The organism is Ruegeria sp. CDSA020 (assembly GCF_059612345.1).
Genome location: NZ_JBXWQK010000006.1, coordinates 199,582 through 217,922 on the forward strand (window position 1 = coordinate 199,582; position 18,341 = coordinate 217,922).

Sequence of the window (18,341 nt, forward strand, 5' to 3'; positions counted from 1 at the left end):
TATACCCTTGGTTGTGAAGCCCTTCACAGACAGCACCGCATTGTTTCAGCTATGAAGTCAATGTGAGCATTCAGGGTGAAACTGCACTCAAAATGCAACATTTTAGGCGCAATATTATTTCGCTTTTTGATTATTTAAAGAAACTTTGTCACCCTACTTTGTGGGGGAATTCATTTCCAGAGCGGGGGTCGCTCATGAATATTCGTACTGAAACAGAACAACCGGGCGCAATTTCGGCCCGGAAACTATCTACAGAAATTGATTGCGAGACCGCAGCACTGCTGCGCGCGGCGATACGCCCGATATTTTCCGGTGCCGCAAGCTGGGGCAATCTGACGGATATCCTGAAAGATAAAGGGTACCATTTGGCGTTTCGACAGGGGCGGCTCTGTATCACCGATCGCATGACTGGCGACCGTGTTTGCGGAATACGCTTTCTGGGGTTCGAATTTAAGGACCTGGTCAATCGCTTGGGCCGTCCGATCGTTGTTCCACGCGGATCCGAGGCTGATGGCGATCTGCTATCCGTCCGACCGACTGCGACAGGCCACTAATAGCGCCGCCAAAACTGTACGGATCGGCGGGCCGTTTTCCATAGGCTATGGCGTGCCGCCAGTTTGATCCCGACCGGAGTATCTGGGCGCCGCAGCAATTCAATCATCAGATTGGCGGGCATATGTCCGCGGCGGTAGAACCGGAAGAAATCCTGTTGGGTCAGGGTCCGCGCTGCATTGAAACCTGAATAGAATTGAACCCAGACGCGGGCATAATCCTCGGCGGTTTTGACAATGTCGCTGGTTACGCCTCTGCCCCAGAACATGGAAACAGGCTCATCCGTGCGCTCTCCCTGATATCCGGTAGCGACAAGCCTCAGCATCAGGTCATAATCCGCAGCCACCCGAAACTGCGTGTCATGCCCGCCAAGCGCCTGAAACACATCCCGCCGCAGCAACACCGAATTGTGGCAGAACGGCATCCGCTGCAGGATCGCTTTGAGCGACATGCGCTTTTCCCGACTTTCCGAACCGTCCTCGTATTTGCGCAGGGTCGAGCCATACAGGAAATCCGGTCGAGATTCCGCAAGCAGGTCGGCAAGGGTGTTCAAAATGCCATCCGATGCCAGCGAGTCATCCGAGTTCAGGAACAGCAGATATTCACCCTGTGCAGCCTCGGCGCCTTTGTTCATGGCATCATACAGGCCAGTATCAGGCGCGCTGATCACGCGCGTTCGTGGTGCACCTGCCGTCAGCTCTTCCAGAAACGCCACAGTGCCGTCATCCGATGCGCCATCCTGAATGATATGTTCGGCCCGGTCGCAACTCTGCCGGGCCATACAGGCTATGACTTCGCGGAAACTGTCCTGCCGCCCTTGGGACAGTAGGTTATATGTCGCCGTGATGACCGAGATCAGCGGCGCGTCGGTTTCAGGCGATACGCTCATAGATCTCGGCGATCTTGGTGACGGCGGCTTCGGGGCTCAACTCTTCGCTTTCGCCTGTGCGGCGGCAAGTCAGTTCCACCACACCGTTCTTCAGGCCGCGCGGACCGACCGTGATCCGCCAAGGCAGGCCGATCAAATCCATCGTGGCGAATTTACCGCCTGCCCGTTCGTTACGGTCATCATAAAGTGGCTCCAACCCCAGCACGGTCAGCGCGGCATAGAGTTTTTCACAGGCTGCGTCCGCTTCGTCATCGCCTTGTTTCAGGTTCACGATACCGCAATGGAACGGGGTCACACCCTCTGGCCAGATGATGCCCTTGTCGTCATGGCTGGCTTCAATGATCGCGCCAACCAAGCGGCTGACACCGATGCCGTGGCTACCCATATGGACCGGAACTGGTTTGCCATCGGGGCCTTGAACGGTTGCCCCAAGAGGTTCGGAATATTTTGTGCCGAAATAGAAGATCTGGCCAACTTCGATCCCGCGCGCCACACGGCGCCGATCTTCCGGCACCTGATTGAACAGCGCCTCGTCATGCGTCTCGTCGGTGCGGGCGTATTTTGAAGTGAACTCTTCCAGAATGGACTGACATTGACCACGGTCGTCATAGTCAATCTGACGGTCGCCAAAAGTCAGGTCGGTGACGGCGCTGTCATAGAATACCTCAGACTCGCCGGTTTCAGCCAAAACCAGGAATTCATGCGTATCGTCGCCACCGATTGGGCCGGAATCGGCGCGCATCGGGATCGCCTGCAAGCCCATGCGCTCATAGGTGCGCAGATATGTAACCAGGTGGCGGTTATAGGCGTGCAACGCATCCTCTTTGGTCAGGTCGAAATTATAACCGTCCTTCATATAGAACTCGCGGCCCCGCATCACGCCGAAACGCGGACGGATTTCATCGCGGAATTTCCACTGGATCTGATAGAGCGTCAGCGGCAGGTCCTTGTAGCTACTGACATGACCCCGAAAAATGTCGGTCACCAGTTCCTCTGCAGTCGGGGTAAAAAGCATGTCCCGGTCATGCCGGTCTTTCATTCGCAACATTTCCTGGCCGTAGTCGTCATAACGTCCGGATTCGCGCCACAGATCTGCCGATTGCATGACAGGCATCTGAATGGCGATGTGACCCGCTCGCGCCTGTTCTTCGTGCACGATGTTTTCCAGCTTGCGCAGAACTTTGAACCCCAGCGGGAGCCAGGAATAGATCCCAGCAGCGGCCTGCTTGATCATGCCCGCGCGCAGCATCAGCCGGTGGCTGACGATCTGAGCCTCGGAGGGGTTTTCCTTGAGAACGGGCAGAAAGTAACGGCTGAGGCGCATGGCTTGACCTTTAGAGGTAAAATTCGACTTCAAAGGTGATTATGCCAAAGCCCCGCCGGGGGCAATCACGCATTGGGATTTTACGACCACGGGCCTGTCGGTTTTTTGATTGACCCGCCAGTCAGCTGCGTCAAATGTGGCGGCAATGTAAAGTCACCGAGGCGCCCATGCAGACCATTCAAGAACCCGCCCGTCAGATCCCGGTTGTGCACAGCACAGATGTTCTTGTCGTAGGCTCTGGCCCTGCAGGTCTGGCCGCAGCGCTGGCGGCCGCACGAGCCGGGGCCGAAGTGTCGCTGGTCGACCGCTTCGGCTGCATGGGCGGCAATATCACTGCTGTCGGCGTTGAAGGCTTTGCATGGTATCGCCACGAGCAAACGGTCGAGGCTGGCGGCATCGGCATGGAGTTCGAAACCCGCGCCAAGGAAATGGGTGCGGCGGTGCCAGAAAGTCAGTCGCTGAGTTATGAGTTGGACAGCGAAGGGTTCAAATTGGTCGCCGACAAACTGATCGAAGAGGCCGGTGTGCATCCGATGCTGCACCGGCAATTCGTGGCTCCGATCATGGACGGCGACCGGATCACCGGCATCATCACCGAATCCAAAGCCGGGCGCGAGGCGATACTGGCGAAGGTTGTCATTGACGCTACAGGGGACGCAGATGTCGCCCATCGCGCCGGTGCGCCCACGCACAAGACCGCACGCGAAGACATGATGGCGGCCTCGGTCATGTTCCATCTGGCGGGCGTCGACAAGCGCGCCTTTATCGAAGGCGTAAAGGCCGACCCCCAGACCTATAAGGATTGGGGCGGTGGCGGCGAATGGAACATTGAGACTAGCGGTAAAGAGGACGACATGTACTCGCCCTTTGTGCACAAACCGTTCCAGCAGGCGATTGATCAGGGGCTGATCCCGGCACATCTGAACACCATCGCGGGCACTTGGGGCGCGATGCATGACACCGGTGAGCTGACCTATATGAACCTGATTCATCTGGCCGAGATCGATGGCACCGATCCCGACAGCATGACCCGCGGTGAGATCGAAGGGCGGCGTCAGTCAATGCTCGCCATCGAGGCGCTGCGCCGGTTCATGCCCGGGTGTGAGAACGCCCGGCTGCGGAATTTCGGGATGACCATCGGCATTCGCGACACCCGCAAGATCGACGCGGTGTACAACATGACCGAGGATGATGCCCGTCATCAGGGCCGGTTCGAAGACACCATCGGCATCTACCCCGAATTCATCGACGGCTATGGCATCCTGATCCTGCCCACGACGGGCCGGTACATGCATATCCCCTATCGGTCGATGCTGCCCAAAGGGATCAGAGGCTTGCTGGTCGCGGGCCGGTCACATGGGGCGGACCGGATTGCCCATGCGGCGACGCGCAACATGGCTTGCTGTACGGTCATGGGTCAGGGCGCGGGGATTGCTGCTGCGCTTTCACTCAAAAGCAACCAAGACCTCGATAAATTGAACCTTGCCCCGGTGCATAAAGAACTGGCACGGCAAGGCGTGAGGATACGCTGATGGACCACATCCCAACAATCGACATTGCTCCGCTGGGTGACTCCAGTCACCCCGATTTCAACGCAACCGTTCAGGCAGTCATGGATGCCTGCACCCGGATTGGGTTCCTGTCGATTACCGGCACCGGCGTTTCGCGGGACACCGTCAACAACATGCGCACTTGCGTCCGGGCGATTTTCGACATCGACGATGATGCGAAATGGGATCAGGCGATCACACGCGAGAACTATCGCGGATACATACCCATGGGATTTTTCACCCCGAATGACGGGTCGGGCAAAGCGGATAAATACGAGGGCTATAAGCTGCACTTTCAAGTGGCCATCGAAGCGCCCATCCGCGGAGATTGCGGCCTGTATGGTCCCAATATCTGGCCCCGTCATGTCCCACGGGCACAGGCGGTGATTCTGGATTACTGGTCAAAGCTTGACGGTGTCGCGCATATGCTGCTGGGCGCGCTGGAGATGGGTTTGAAGCTACCTGCGAACCAGCTGCGAGACGCGTTTCATGATCCTATGACCAATATGTCCCTGCTGCACTATCCCCCTCAGGCCCCGGACGATACCGGCTATGGAATCCACCCGCATAAGGACACAGATGCGCTGACCATCATCGCACCTGACCCGGTCGGCGGGCTTGAAGTTCAGACCCGCGGTGGCGGCTGGATCACACCCAACTGCCCGCCGGATGGATTTGTCGTCAATATCGGCGACATGCTAGAGCTATGGTCGGGTGGCCGGTTGAAATCCACCCCTCACAGAGTGGTCAACCGATCGGGTCAGGAACGCTATTCCTTCCCGTATTTCGCGGTGCCGCGGCATGATGTGGTTGTCGAACCGCTTTTGACGCCTCTGCCCGGCTTTGACCGTCCATCCGTTCATTGCGGCCATTGGTCTGCCGAAATCTGGCGCACCAACTGGCCCGACGAAACAGCCCATGACGCCACCCCTGAACTGGGCACGTTAAGCGATTAGCCCCGCGCGATTCTGGCGGGTCATGAAGCGCTTGCATCGTGGGGCCGCATACGCCAAGAACATTTGCACGTGCCGAAACAAGGGGACAGCCATGGCTTTGCCGGTAAGAGATCAACTCAGGTACTGGGGCATCGCCGCAGTGGTTATTGTACTGCTGTTGTGGGCACTTGGCGATGTATTGCTGCCCTTTGTAATCGGTGGCGCGATTGCCTATTTCCTTGATCCTGTTGCGGATAGGCTTGAAAAGCTGGGCCTGTCCCGCATGGCCGCTACGGGGGTAATCACGGTTGTCGGCATTTTGGGTTTCGTACTGCTTATCCTGATGGTCGTTCCGGCGCTGATCACCCAGTTGATCGACCTGGTCGAGGTTATGCCCAGCCTTCTCAAGCAGCTAAGAGGGTTTATCGAACAGCAATTCCCGTCGCTTTTGGACCGCGAATCCAACACGCACCAATTTCTGGTGTCCTTGGGTGAGACGCTTCAGTCCAAAACTGGTGATGTCCTGCAATCTGTCGCTGCGTCGCTTGGATCAGCCATCAACGTGGTGGTTCTGCTGGTGATTGTCCCAGTGGTCACCGTCTACATGCTGTTGGACTGGGACCGCATGATTGCTCGTATCGCAGAGCTTTTGCCCCGCGACCACGCCCCCACCATCAAGCGGCTGGCTGGTGAGATTGACAGCGTTCTGGCCTCATTTGTACGTGGAATGGGCACGGTCTGCCTGATCCTGGGCACCTATTACGCCGTCGCGCTGATGGCCGTCGGACTGCAGTTCGGGCTGGTCGTTGGATTTATCGCCGGATTAGTCACGTTTATCCCTTATCTGGGCGCCCTGATCGGGGGCTCACTGGCCATTGGTTTGGCACTGTTCCAGTTCTGGGGAGACTGGACGCAAATTGGGCTGGTCGCAGCGGTCTTTGCATTGGGTCAGGTGGCCGAGGGCAATTTTCTGACGCCAAAGCTCGTCGGCAGCTCGGTCGGGTTGCACCCGGTCTGGCTGTTGCTGGCATTGTCGGTCTTTGGCGCCCTGTTCGGATTTGTCGGGATGCTGATCGCGGTGCCGGTCGCTGCAGCACTTGGCGTTCTGGCGCGCTTTGCCACGTCGATCTATTTGGATAGCCGTCTGTATACTGGCCTTGTGGGTTTGGACCAGGAAGACGATTGAATGGCCCTACAGCTGAGCTTTGATCTACCGGCCAAGACTGCGCTGGGGCGCGAGGATTTTTTCGTCTCGCCCGCAAATGCTCTGGCCGTGGCCATGATCTCGGCCACCTCATGGCCGGGGAATAAACTGGTGCTCAGCGGACCTGCTGGCGCGGGCAAGACACATCTGGCCCATGTGTGGGCGGCAGAGACCGGTGGTCGAATTGTGCAGGCCTCGCAGATCAAGCACGACGAGGTTCCTGACCTCGCCCAAACACCGATCGCAGTGGAAGATGTCCCCATGATTGCTGGCGATATGGACCAGCAGAAAACTCTATTCCATTTGCACAATCTTGTGTTGGCAGAAGGCCACGCCCTGCTGATGACCGGGCGCCTGGCGCCAAATTTCTGGCAGTTGCCCTTGCCTGACCTGCAAAGCAGGATCGAAGGCGCACATCACGTTGCGCTGGACCCGCCCGATGACGCGCTACTGGGCGCCGTGCTGGCCAAACTGTTCGTAGACCGACAGCTGAACCCCGGACCCGAGGTCATCGCTTACCTCGTCAAACATATGGATCGCCGTTTCGAAACCGCCGCCAGCACTGTGGCGCTGCTGGATCAACTGGCGCTGTCTGAGAAACGAGACATCACGCGGGCTCTGGCTGTACGAGTACTGAGTGCGGAACTGGAAGATGCCGAAACCAGCGATTGACCCGTCCCCGGTGATTTCGCATCTTAAGCCTGGAATATCTGGACGAGATATGGATCAAGCCGTAGATACCAACATTCCCGACTGGGGACCTTTCGGAAAGCCGTTGTTTGACAACCCCGAGGCCCGCGCCCTGTCGCGCGTCGGCGTTGTTGATGTAGGGTCAAACTCGGTCAGGATGGTGATCTTTGATGGTGCGGCGCGATCGCCTGCCTATTTCTACAATGAAAAAGTCATGTGCGAGCTTGGCGCGGGCCTGTCCGAGACCGGCCGCCTGAACCCGCTTGGCAGGATACGTGCCCTGGCTGCGTTGAAGCGTTTTTCCCGACTGTCAGACGATCTGGGTCTGCCGGGGCTGCACGTCGTGGCCACCGCCGCCGTGCGAGAGGCCAAGGATGGCCCGGATTTCTGCGCCGAAGTTCACGCGCTAACCGGGTTGACGGTCTCGGTCATCGACGGCGGGGAAGAGGCACGCCTGTCCGCTCAGGGCGTTTTACTGGGCTGGCCCGGTGCATATGGTCTGATCTGTGATATCGGCGGGTCCTCGATGGAGCTGGCCGAGATCGGTGGCGGCGACGTTGGTCGTCGCCTGTCATCGGCCCTGGGTCCGCTGAAGCTGCGGGATATCAAGGGCGGTCGTCGCGCGCGCAAGGCGCAAATCAAGGAGACGATGGAAAACCTGCGCGACCAGATGGGCCCTCAGCGCGATCGTCTGTTTCTGGTGGGCGGAAGCTGGCGGGCCTTTGCAAGGCTCGACATGCTGCGCCGGGGATATCCCCTGAACGTGCTGCATGAATATCGGATGACGACAAAGCAGGTGCATCAGACCATCAAATTCATCGAAAAGGGTGACCCGGAAAAACTGCGCAGTCTGGCAGGCGTCTCGGGTTCTCGGATGGCGCTGATCCCTTATGCTATGGATGTGCTTGCGCGACTGGTGCGAACGTTCAAACCCAAGGACATTGCCGTTTCCAGCTATGGCATCCGCGAAGGCCTGCTTTACGAACAGATGCCACAAATCCTGCGCGATCGTGACCCTCTGATCGAAGCCAGCTATTTTTCCGAAGCCAAAGATGCCCGCCTGCCCGGGTTTGGCAAACATCTGTTCGAATTCGTCATGCCTCTGTTCAAATCCGCGCCGGCCGCGCGGGTCAGGCTGATCAAGGCTGCGTGTCTTTTGCACGATGTCAGTTGGCGCGCCCATCCGGATTACCGAGCTGAAACCTGCTTTGATTACGTAACTCGCGCCAACTTGGGCGGTTTAAAGCATTCCGAACGGGTCTATATCGGGCTGGCCCTGCAGCACAGGTATCGCAACAAGCGTGAGGGCAACCGGTTTACCCCTCTCTATGACTTGTTGGGCGAAAAAGATCAGGAACAGGCCGAGATTCTGGGCAAAGCCATGCGCTTTGGTGCAATGCTGTGGATGCAGAACGAAGCCACGATGGGCACGCTTCGGCTGTACCCTAAAAAACGTCAGCTAGAGCTGATTTTGCCCGAAGCCGCAGCCCCTCTCTTTAGCGAAGTGGCCGAAGCACGACTGAACTCATTGGCAAGCACGCTGAAATCCGAACCCCGCTTGATCATCAAAGGCTGACCCTCAGATATCAATCTCGCCTTCGGGCTCATTTTCGGGTTTTTCCGGCTCAACCTCGGGCTCGGGCGGCTTTTTGCGGATAATGATATCCCCGTTCGGCAGGATTTCCGGAGCCTCGTAAACGCTCCAGTCCTGCACTTCGGCGGCCAGTTCCGCCAGGGCCGGTCCCATTTCCTCAAAAAACGACTGCATCGCGGGGCCGAATTGATCTGCCAGCCCCAACAAATCCTCAAGCGCGGGTTCCATTTCCTGACGCAGCCCTTCAAAGAACAACTCAGCCCCTTGTTCCATCAAGGATTTGTCTGTGTGGTCCTCTGCCTGTGCCGGAACGCCCATGGCCGCTGTGACCACGCATATTGAAATGAACTTTTTCATGCTTCAGATATAAGTCGCCAACGCCGGCGATGAAAGGTCACAGATCAATATCCAGCGTTACCGGGAAATGATCCGAGGCTGTCAGCAGCGCCTCGTGCAGGTCCCGCGAGGCATGGCATGCAGGGTCCTGGAAAGGATGCCATATGCGCCATTTCGGGCGCTTAACACGCAGCCCTTCGCTGATCATGACATAATCCAACAGCGCCTCAAGATGATCAGCCCTGTCGCGGCGCACAAAGCGCGCGGACGAGGGTAAGATTTCGGATTCAGCCTCATTTGCCATCACCGCATGCGGATCGAACAGACCGGTCTGCAACAGGATTTCGACAGATGAGCGCCCGAACAGGTTTTCAAACTCATCCAAGCCCGGCCCGTCGTTGAGATCGCCCAAAAGGATGACCTGCTCGTTAGCGGCAATATGCGCCTGTACTCGCCGCCCCAGCCAGACAGCCTGTGCAAGCTGTTTGCGTCGATTGGCGATGGATATCCGGATCGCCTCATCGCGGCTTTCTGCCCCATGCGGGGCTTTGGATTTCAGATGCGCTCCGATCAGGCGGAACGTCGCCCCGCCTGACGTCTGCGCTGACAACTCCATTGGCGGCTTGGAAAAGCGCACATGATCCTCGGTTGCATCAATATCCAGGTCGATCTTGAAAACGCCATCAAAACGAGGTGCAGCCCCTTTTCCTTCCTTGTTTCCTTTGGGATCATGGCGCAATGACAGGATCTGAGGATCGAAAAGAAACGCAAGTTCCTGATGGGTATCGTTCGGAAACCCCATGATCGCGTTTCCTATGCGCAGATCGAACGCTTCGGCAAACCCTTGCAGCGCACGCACCGTATTCTGCGTCTTACCAGTATTCGGAGCTTCAACAATCAGTACGGCATCCGCGTCGATTGCCGTCAGCACTTTTGCGATGGCCTCGATCTGTTCAGCTTTGGTGACATTGTATCTGCCGGACCAGCTGTCATCTACGATCAAACGGTCTTGCCGGTCGAAGAGATTGGCGAACCATTCAATATTGTAGGTTGCCAATCGCATCGGTTCAGGCCTGCGCGCCTTTGATTTCATCCCAGGCGCGATTGATGTCGATCATCTTTTTTTCGGCCAGACGAATGGCCTCTTCCGGAACGCCTCGTGACATCATGGCGTCGGGATGAGTGTCGCGTACAAGTTGCCGCCAGACCTTACGAATGTCGGGCAGAGGCATATTCCGCGGCACACCCAGCACCGTATAGGGATCCTTTGGTGCATCCGGTACAAACCGTGCGCGTAAGGCCAGAAACTGAGCATCGGTCTGACCGAATATCCGGCTGACATCTTCCAGAAACTTATTTTCGTTGGGATGATAAAACCCGTCGGCCATTGCGATATGAAACAGCCCCTCCATCAGGTCGCACAAGGTGGTGCTGTCTTCTGCGAACATATAGGCAATTTTGCTGGCATATTCCTGATACCCGGCGACATCGGTGCGCGCCATGTCAAAGACACGGGCTGCACCGGCCTCATCTTCGCGCGCGATCTGGAATACATCCCGAAAGGCAGTAACCTCGTCTCGCGTGACCTGCCCGTCGGCCTTGGCCATCTTAGCCCCCAGGGCGATGACCGCAATCGCAAAGGCGACCGAGCGTTCCGGCGGCGTGCGCAGTTTCTCGAACACGGCCGTCAGGCTTTCGCCCTGTGCAAGCGCGCTTAGCGCATCGGATATACGGGTCCAAATCGACATGAGCGCACCCTAACCCGCTCCGTCGCGACTGTCAGGTGCGACAGATCACTGCGGGGCAAGAATTTTCTGCATCAGCACAAGATCTAACCACTGACCGCATTTAAACCCCACCTCGGACATCAGGCCCACTTGTGTAAATCCGGCAGCCGTATGGAAAGCGATGGCCGCAGGGTTGGCCGAGGAAATGCCCGCAATCAGAACATGAACATTGTCCATCTGTGCGCGGGCTTCCAAGGCCTGCAACAATGCGCGGCCTATCCCCTGGCCCCGCGCCTGCGGTGCCAACAGGATCGAGTGTTCACGCGTATGGGCATAGCCCGGCCCTGACCGAAACGCACCATAGGTTGCGAAGCCCAGAACAACGCCGTCACGCTCGGCCACCAGAAACGTCGCCCCCCTGGAGACGATATCCAAGGCAACGGCGTCATCGTTGCGCAATTCAGTGGTGAATGTGATCAGCGTATCGCGGATTATCGCATTCCAGATTGCCGCAACAGCGGGTGCATCTTCTGGCTGGGCTTGCCGGATGTTCATTCCAATACCCGTACCCCGTGCGGTGTGTCGATTTCGGCACGCAACGCCGCCGGACCGCTGTCGAACTCAACTTGCCCCAACGGCCCCACCGCTTTGGCGAGATCCAGCGCATCAGGGTGATAGACGACTAGGCGGCGCAGCTGGCAGCCACAGTCGTTCAGCATGTTTGCCGGGTGAAGATCACCCTGCCACTGGATGAGCGCCGGGAAAAGATTATCAAACGGCAGGCGCCCATTGGGAGGCACCGCCATGCGCCAACGCAGCGCGCCACGGTTTAGGTCGATCGGTTGACCGACTCCGTCCGGAAAGACCGTCAGCGAGGCCTCGATATCCGGAACCTGGCAAATCCAGTTGGTCAAGCGGGGAGCGCCCTGAAACCGATCTAGATCGAACCAGCGGGTTCTTTGCGGATTGGGTGCATCGGGGTCAATCGCGATGGCTTCCAGATACAAACCGTCCCGCAGGCCCAACAACCGGTTATGAGTTCCGAATTTCTCGTGCTTGCCGCCGTCCTGCAAGGGTACGCCCAGCGCCTGTTCGACATGAGCCGAAGCCTGTTCAAGCGTTTCGCCAGCAACCGCCAAGTGATCAAGTAACACGGATGAGCCCCCCAGATGACAAACGGTCAGACCGCAAGGGTCTGGCCGTATGTTTTCCTCAAAGGCGCTGGATCACAAGATTTTTCGACGAAAAAACTTGGCGCCGGGTCAATCTTTGGCTTCGCCGATCAAACTCAGGATATCTTGTGCCGCCTCTGGGATGTTCGTACCCGGACCAAAGATCGCCTTAACCCCGTGATCATAGAGGAACTTATAATCCTGTTGTGGGATGACACCTCCGCAGATGACGATGATATCCTCAGCCCCCGCCTTTTTCAGTTCTTCGACCAGCTGCGGGGCCAGCGTCTTGTGCCCGGCTGCCTGAGACGAAATGCCGACGACATGGACGTCATTGTCCACCGCGTCTTGTGCTGCCTCGGCTGGCGTTTGGAACAGCGGGCCAACGTCCACGTCAAAGCCGATATCGGCAAAGGCTGTGGCGATCACCTTGGCCCCCCGGTCATGCCCGTCCTGCCCCATCTTGACGACCAGCAGGCGCGGGCGACGGCCTTCGGCCTCAGCAAAATCCTCAATGGACTTCTGGATGGCGGCAAAGCCTTCGTCGCCCTCATAGGCGGCCCCATAAACACCGGCCAGCGTTTTGACCTCGGCGCGGTGGCGACCAAATTCCTTTTCCATTGCCATGCTGATCTCTCCTACGGATGCGCGGGCACGGGCGGCTTCGACAGCAGCGGCCAGCAGGTTGCCGCCATCGCGGGCGGTGGTCGTCAGGGTGTCCAGCGCCTTTTGGCAGGCAGCCTCATCGCGCGTGGCACGGATGCGTTCCAGACGTGCCAACTGCGCCTCGCGGACAGCCACGTTGTCGACATCCAGAATGTCTATCGGGTCTTCCCGTTCCTTGCGGTACTTGTTGACGCCGACGATTACCTCGTCACCCCGGTCGATCATCGCCTGCCGTCGGGCGGCGCTTTCTTCTATCCGAAGCTTTGGCATGCCGGATGCGACGGCCTTGGTCATGCCGCCCATTTCCTCGACCTCTTCCATAAGAGCCCAGGCTTTTTCGACCAGCTCATTGGTCAGGCTTTCAACATAGTAAGACCCGGCCAGCGGATCGACCACATCGGTCACCCCGGTTTCCTCTTGCAGCACCAACTGAGTGTTCCGTGCAATGCGAGCAGAGAAATCGGTGGGCAGCGCAATCGCCTCGTCCAAGGCGTTAGTATGCAGCGATTGGGTGCCGCCCAGAACCGCACTCATCGCCTCATAGGCGGTGCGGATCACGTTGTTATAGGGGTCTTGTTCTTGCAGCGACACGCCCGAGGTCTGGCAATGGGTGCGCAGCATCTTAGAGCGCTCGGATTTCGCGCCGAAATCGGTCATTACCCGATGCCAAAGGGTACGGGCCGCACGCAGCTTGGCAATTTCCATGAAGAAATTCATGCCAATGGCAAAAAAGAACGACAAGCGACCAGCGAATTTGTCGACATCCATTCCGGCCTGTGTCGCTGCACGAACGTATTCGCGCCCGTCAGCCAGCGTATAGGCCAGCTCCTGCACCAGGTTCGCCCCGGCCTCTTGCATGTGATAGCCCGAGATTGAGATCGAGTTGAATTTGGGCATATCATTCGACGTATATTCGATGATGTCCGAGATAATCTTCATCGAAGGCTCAGGCGGGTAGATATAGGTGTTACGCACCATGAATTCTTTCAGAATGTCATTCTGAATAGTGCCGGACAGGACGGATTTGTCGTGGCCCTGTTCCTCACCCGCTACAATGAAACTTGCCAGGATAGGAACCACGGCACCGTTCATGGTCATCGAGACCGAGACCTTGTCCAACGGGATGCCGTCGAACAGGATTTTCATGTCCTCTACGCTGTCGATGGCCACACCGGCCTTGCCCACATCGCCGACAACGCGTGGGTGGTCGCTGTCATATCCGCGGTGCGTGGCCAGATCGAAAGCCACCGAGACCCCCTGCTGACCCGCCGCCAGATTGCGACGGTAGAAGGCATTCGATTCTTCGGCGGTGGAAAACCCAGCATATTGGCGGATCGTCCAGGGACGACCGGCATACATCGTGGCCTTCACCCCGCGCGTGAAAGGCCCAAACCCGGGCATGGAGCCCATATGCGGCAGATCAGCCGTATCTTCCTGTGTATAGAGTGGCTTGACGGCGATGCCTTCCAGCGTCTCTTTTGTCAGGTCGTCCAACGGGCGACCGCGCAGCTCTTTCTCGGCCAGCGCCTGCCAGTCTTTCCTATTGGTCATTGCGATATCCTTTTCTCAATTCGGGTCGCGCAAGGGCATGGCCCGCGCGTTATCATCCGTGGTTGCGCCCATTCGAATTGGGTGGGACGCAATATTTTATGGGCTGCGTGCATTTCGTTGGTCGCATTCGGGCGCGCAGGGACTATATTCAATCCAACAGGAGGCCCAATGACACGAACGCTAGCCTTTGTTTTTTCGGCGCTATTTCCACTGGCGGCCCTTGCAGCTGACGGGGTAGCCCCGGTTGACGATGAATTTGTCCGCCCTGTGGGGGATAGCGAGCTCAGCGAATATCTGTGGATCAAGCGGCCCATTGTTGTCTTTGCCGATACACCTGCTGACCCGCGATTCCAGCAGCAGGTCGACATGCTTTTGGAAGGGGAGGACGTCATGCGCGACCGCGATGTGGTCGTTCTGATCGACACTGACCCTGACGCCCGCTCGCCCATCCGGTCAAAACTGCGCCCGCGTGGGTTCCAGATGGTGTTTGTCGACAAGGACGGCGTGGTCAAACTGCGCAAACCCTCCCCTTGGAGCGTGCGTGAAATCGGTCGCTCCATCGACAAGACCCCCCTGCGCCAACGCGAAATCCGTGAACGGCGCGAGGGCGGCTGAACGCGTTTCCCATACCCGACGGCCCCGGCGGCGACCGCCGGTTCCCTTGCAGGATATGACAAACGCACGGTCATGATCATTCAAACTCGATGATCACATCATCCACGGCGAGGCTGTCGCCGGGGCCTGCGTTGATCTTGGCAACGGTGCCTTTTTTCTCGGCGCGCAGAATGTTTTCCATCTTCATCGCCTCGATGGTGCACAGCGCCTGACCTTCCTGCACTTCTTGGCCCACTTCGACATCGACCTTTACGATCAGGCCAGGCATCGGGCAGAGCAGCAGTTTCGACGTATCCGGCGGCAGTTTCTCGGGCATCAGCTTGGCCAGTTCCGCCTGTCGCGGACGGCGCACATGCACCTTCATATCCGCGCCCCGGTTGCGGATCCGGAACCCGCCCGAGATTTTGTCGGCCTTCAGAACCAGCGGGCTACCGTCTATGTCCAGCACCGCCAGCTGATCGCCCGGCGTCCACTCCGAGGCCACGCGCAATGTCGCGCCGTCTTCGAATTTGACCGTCGCGCCCTCTTTGTCGGCATTCACCTGAACTGCGTATTCCTGGCCCTGCAGGGTCACGACCCAGCGTTTGCCGACCTTGCGTTCATGGTTGTCCATCCGGCCCGATACACGGGTGCGGCGAATCTCAGCCACCCGGTGCATGGCGGCGCAGGAAGCTGCGATCTGGCGCAGGTCAGCCTCGGGCAGCTCTACGCCCTGGAACCCATCGGGGTACTGTTCTTCGATGAACGCGGTAGTCATCTCGCCCTTGATGAAGATCGGGTGATCCATCACTGCCGACAGGAACGGCAGATTGTGCCCGATGCCTTCGACCTCGAAACTGTCCAGCGCCACCCGCATCGCCTCGATCGCTTGATCACGGGTCGGGGCCCAGGTGCACAATTTGGCGATCATCGGATCGTAATACATACTGATCTCGCCGCCTTCATAGACGCCGGTATCATTGCGAACGGCGGCCTCTCCGCTGGGGGCCTCACCCTGCCATTTGTCATTAACCAACAGCGGACCAGCGGCAGTTTCCTGAGGCGGGCGGTAGCGCGTCAAACGACCAATGGACGGCAAGAAGCCACGATAAGGATCTTCGGCATACAAACGGTTTTCAATCGCCCAGCCGGTCAGTGTGACATCGTCCTGCGAGATCGACAGCTTCTCACCGGCCGCGACGCGGATCATCTGTTCGACCAGATCGACACCGGTGATCAGTTCGGTCACCGGGTGTTCCACCTGCAGGCGTGTGTTCATTTCCAGAAAATAGAAGTTCTTGTCACCATCAACGATAAACTCGACCGTGCCAGCGCTGGCATAATCCACAGCCTTGGCCAAGGCCACCGCCTGTTCGCCCATCGCCTTGCGTGTCGCCTCGTCCAGGAAAGGCGATGGCGCCTCTTCCACAACCTTCTGGTTTCGGCGCTGAATCGAGCATTCGCGTTCGCCCAGATAGATGCCATTACCATGGCTGTCGCACAGAACCTGAATCTCGATGTGACGGGGTTGGGTCACGAACTTCTCAATGAAAATCCGGTCATCGCCAAAGGAATTCGCGGCTTCATTCTTGGAGGACTGGAACCCTTCGCGCGCCTCGTCGTCGGTCCATGCGATCCGCATACCCTTACCACCGCCACCAGCACTGGCCTTGATCATGACCGGATATCCGATCTCATTCGAAATCTTGACGGCCTCGTCGGCGTCTTCAATCAGGCCCATATAGCCCGGAACCGTAGAGACGCCGGCCTCTTGCGCGATCTTTTTAGAGGTGATCTTGTCACCCATGCTTTCAATCGCACCGACCGGAGGGCCGATAAAGGCCACGCCTTCGGCATCCAGCGCTTGGGCGAATCTCGAGTTTTCCGACAGAAAACCATACCCCGGGTGAACCGCCTGTGCGCCGCTCTGACGGATTGCCTCCATCACCCGGTCGATGACGATATAGGACTGGTTTGCAGGCGGTGGGCCAATATGCACCGCCTCATCCGCCATCGATACATGCAGGGCGTTCTTGTCCGCGTCAGAATAGATGGCGACCGTGCCGATGCCCATCTTGCGGGCGGTTTTGATAACCCGGCAGGCGATCTCGCCCCGGTTGGCGATCAGGATCTTGTTGAACATGGAACGTCCTCTGTCTTGAAGTTCTGGAAACGCAAAACGCCGCCGCGGGGCAATGGCCCCACGACGGCGTGTCGCGCGATGACGGTCGGGGCGACGGGGGCCCCGAAGATTTCGTTATCTACAGTTGTTCTGGGTCTTGCAGTAAAGCACGTTGCCTGCCGCGCCGACCACGGCACCCAACAGCGGGTCGGCACTGACGACTGCCGCGCCAACGGCGCCGGCTCCGCCGCCAAGCAACGCCTGCTCCCCGGTCGAGTCTCCGCACGCCGCGAGCCCTGCACAGGTCGCCATTGCAAGAATGACTTTCGAGATTCGCATGATGTCTGCCCTTTTTGGTTTTTTAACAATTTCAGAGCCAGATGCGGGAAATCGCCACTGTTATTCAATAACGAGCCTACCGAAATGCCCATTTGCGCAGTTTTATGCCATCCAATGACTGAAGTTTGCACAAAGAAAAACGCGGGCAGGACATTGTGAAAACCACAAGCCTGCCCGCGGAAGGAAGGGGTACGGAATAGTAGGTGCGCGTGCGACGCAGGCAAAGTAGAGCCGCACGACCCGCTCACCATGCACGGCCCGGTTGCACCTGCAAACCGGGATTGGCCAGTGGTGAAATTTCCGGCCAGAATCTGCCCATTCAGCGAAATATCGCGCAGAAACGCGCCGATTCCGCTTGCGTGAACTTTGGTTGAGCAGGGTGAAATTCGCGCCCCGACAGTTACGCAAACCTTTGTTTTATCAGCGCTACCTGAGAGCGAATGACCTGAAGAATTCGATCCTAAGTCGCCGCGGCCACCCCCCGCCGACTGGCCTTTTTCCTGCCCAAGCCTTGAAGGTTCTCCCACCACCAAGCCACGGGTGATACACGCCATAGAATCAGCGGTTTGCGCCGTTTCCCTCAGGTATTTTGCGCGATTGTCACGCGCCCGATCTGCACAGCGCACATATCCTTCTTGGCCCAACCGGGGCAAAGAAACCCTGTTGGAATTTCCAAGGCGTTTATGTGCGACGACGTCGATCACCTTCAGCTATCCCCGCCGAAAATGTCAGGAAACGAGGCTCTGGCCACGCTCGGATCAATGACCAGCAATGCATCATAGCTGGCGGGGTCAAATGGATCCTCCGCCGGAATGACCTCACGCCCGAAAAACCAGCTCAGGCGACCGGCATCCAGATTGCCACGTTCGAATGGCTGGTCGCCGAAATGCTCCCACAAGGCCTCGATAAAGGCTGCATCCGCGCGACGATCAGCAGGTTTACGATCCCGGAACCGTTCACGCGTTGTCAGTGGGGTAACACCCTTTGGGTTGGCCCGTCTGATAGTGAATTGATAATCCGTCCCGGTCAGACGGCCGGGAAATCCGCGATGTTTCAACATTTCAGCGCCTCTTCGCTAAGGTCCTTTGAGGCGAAG

General features: G+C 58.0%; 18 protein-coding genes. 7 read left to right on the plus strand and 11 right to left on the minus strand.

The window, feature by feature from the left end; all coding sequences use genetic code 11:
* Nucleotides 1–194: 194 nt before the first annotated feature.
* Nucleotides 195–554: a hypothetical protein gene (locus AC2FJW_RS12545; RefSeq protein ID WP_281994920.1), complete on the plus strand. Its 360-nt coding sequence runs from the start codon at nt 195–197 to the stop codon at nt 552–554.
* Here AC2FJW_RS12545 and AC2FJW_RS12550 read toward each other — a convergent pair.
* Both AC2FJW_RS12550 and proS read right to left on the minus strand, forming a co-directional pair.
* On the minus strand, nt 551–1,441 hold the full coding sequence (locus AC2FJW_RS12550; RefSeq protein WP_282027547.1) for a glycosyltransferase family 2 protein: 891 nt from the start codon (nt 1,439–1,441) through the stop codon (nt 551–553). The genes AC2FJW_RS12545 and AC2FJW_RS12550 overlap by 4 nt on opposite strands.
* Nucleotides 1,425–2,765 (minus strand): proline--tRNA ligase, encoded by a 1,341-nt coding sequence (gene proS, locus AC2FJW_RS12555; RefSeq protein ID WP_271949474.1) that lies wholly within the window; start codon nt 2,763–2,765, stop codon nt 1,425–1,427. The genes AC2FJW_RS12550 and proS overlap by 17 nt, the downstream gene beginning before the upstream one ends.
* A gap of 167 nt (nt 2,766–2,932) precedes the next feature.
* Here proS and AC2FJW_RS12560 point away from each other — a divergent pair, with 167 nt between their 5' ends.
* The 5 genes from AC2FJW_RS12560 (at nt 2,933) to AC2FJW_RS12580 (ending at nt 8,720) form a co-directional block, all read left to right on the plus strand.
* Nucleotides 2,933–4,297 (plus strand): FAD-dependent oxidoreductase, encoded by a 1,365-nt coding sequence (locus AC2FJW_RS12560; RefSeq protein ID WP_496750229.1) that lies wholly within the window; start codon nt 2,933–2,935, stop codon nt 4,295–4,297.
* The gene (locus AC2FJW_RS12565; protein WP_496750230.1) at nt 4,297–5,271 is read left to right on the plus strand and encodes an isopenicillin N synthase family dioxygenase; all 975 of its coding nucleotides are present in this window, start codon (nt 4,297–4,299) and stop codon (nt 5,269–5,271) included. The genes AC2FJW_RS12560 and AC2FJW_RS12565 overlap by 1 nt, the downstream gene beginning before the upstream one ends.
* A 91-nt stretch (nt 5,272–5,362) precedes the next feature.
* Nucleotides 5,363–6,436: an AI-2E family transporter gene (locus tag AC2FJW_RS12570; protein ID WP_496750231.1), complete on the plus strand. Its 1,074-nt coding sequence runs from the start codon at nt 5,363–5,365 to the stop codon at nt 6,434–6,436.
* Nucleotides 6,437–7,126 (plus strand): P-loop NTPase family protein, encoded by a 690-nt coding sequence (locus AC2FJW_RS12575; RefSeq protein WP_142636820.1) that lies wholly within the window; start codon nt 6,437–6,439, stop codon nt 7,124–7,126. It begins immediately after the preceding gene.
* 49 nt (nt 7,127–7,175) lie between these two features.
* Nucleotides 7,176–8,720: a Ppx/GppA family phosphatase gene (locus AC2FJW_RS12580; protein ID WP_496689682.1), complete on the plus strand. Its 1,545-nt coding sequence runs from the start codon at nt 7,176–7,178 to the stop codon at nt 8,718–8,720.
* A gap of 3 nt (nt 8,721–8,723) precedes the next feature.
* Here the strand turns inward: AC2FJW_RS12580 and AC2FJW_RS12585 are convergent, their stop codons facing one another.
* The 6 genes from AC2FJW_RS12585 to scpA all read right to left on the minus strand — a co-directional run bounded on the left by AC2FJW_RS12585 (nt 8,724) and on the right by scpA (nt 14,190).
* Complete coding sequence (locus AC2FJW_RS12585; protein ID WP_496750232.1) at nt 8,724–9,095, minus strand: hypothetical protein; 372 nt, start codon at nt 9,093–9,095, stop codon at nt 8,724–8,726.
* A 37-nt stretch (nt 9,096–9,132) separates the two neighbouring features.
* On the minus strand, nt 9,133–10,137 hold the full coding sequence (locus AC2FJW_RS12590) for an endonuclease/exonuclease/phosphatase family protein (RefSeq protein WP_496750233.1): 1,005 nt from the start codon (nt 10,135–10,137) through the stop codon (nt 9,133–9,135).
* Nucleotides 10,138–10,141: 4 nt separating this feature from the next.
* Nucleotides 10,142–10,822 carry a molecular chaperone DjiA gene (locus AC2FJW_RS12595; RefSeq protein ID WP_142636813.1) on the minus strand — a complete coding sequence of 227 codons (681 nt, stop codon included), beginning with the start codon at nt 10,820–10,822 and terminating at the stop codon, nt 10,142–10,144.
* Nucleotides 10,823–10,867: 45 nt separating this feature from the next.
* Entirely contained in the window at nt 10,868–11,356 is a 489-nt protein-coding gene (locus AC2FJW_RS12600; protein WP_496694788.1) for a GNAT family N-acetyltransferase, read from the minus strand.
* Entirely contained in the window at nt 11,353–11,955 is a 603-nt protein-coding gene (locus AC2FJW_RS12605) for a VOC family protein (RefSeq protein ID WP_496750234.1), read from the minus strand. Before AC2FJW_RS12605 ends, AC2FJW_RS12600 begins: the two co-directional genes overlap by 4 nt.
* A 108-nt stretch (nt 11,956–12,063) precedes the next feature.
* On the minus strand, nt 12,064–14,190 hold the full coding sequence (gene scpA, locus AC2FJW_RS12610) for a methylmalonyl-CoA mutase (RefSeq protein ID WP_496677727.1): 2,127 nt from the start codon (nt 14,188–14,190) through the stop codon (nt 12,064–12,066).
* A gap of 168 nt (nt 14,191–14,358) precedes the next feature.
* On the opposite strand from scpA, the gene AC2FJW_RS12615 reads away from it, so the two are divergent.
* Nucleotides 14,359–14,805, plus strand: a complete 447-nt coding sequence (locus AC2FJW_RS12615; protein ID WP_271949456.1) for a DUF4174 domain-containing protein — start codon at nt 14,359–14,361, stop codon at nt 14,803–14,805.
* 76 nt (nt 14,806–14,881) lie between these two features.
* On the opposite strand, the gene AC2FJW_RS12620 is transcribed toward AC2FJW_RS12615, so the two are convergent.
* The 3 genes from AC2FJW_RS12620 to AC2FJW_RS12630 form a co-directional block, all read right to left on the minus strand.
* Nucleotides 14,882–16,927, minus strand: a complete 2,046-nt coding sequence (locus AC2FJW_RS12620) for an ATP-binding protein (RefSeq protein ID WP_496690938.1) — start codon at nt 16,925–16,927, stop codon at nt 14,882–14,884.
* A gap of 114 nt (nt 16,928–17,041) precedes the next feature.
* Nucleotides 17,042–17,245, minus strand: a complete 204-nt coding sequence (locus AC2FJW_RS12625; protein ID WP_142636801.1) for a hypothetical protein — start codon at nt 17,243–17,245, stop codon at nt 17,042–17,044.
* 706 nt (nt 17,246–17,951) lie between these two features.
* Nucleotides 17,952–18,305 (minus strand): hypothetical protein, encoded by a 354-nt coding sequence (locus AC2FJW_RS12630; RefSeq protein WP_142636799.1) that lies wholly within the window; start codon nt 18,303–18,305, stop codon nt 17,952–17,954.
* Nucleotides 18,306–18,341 lie beyond the last annotated feature (36 nt).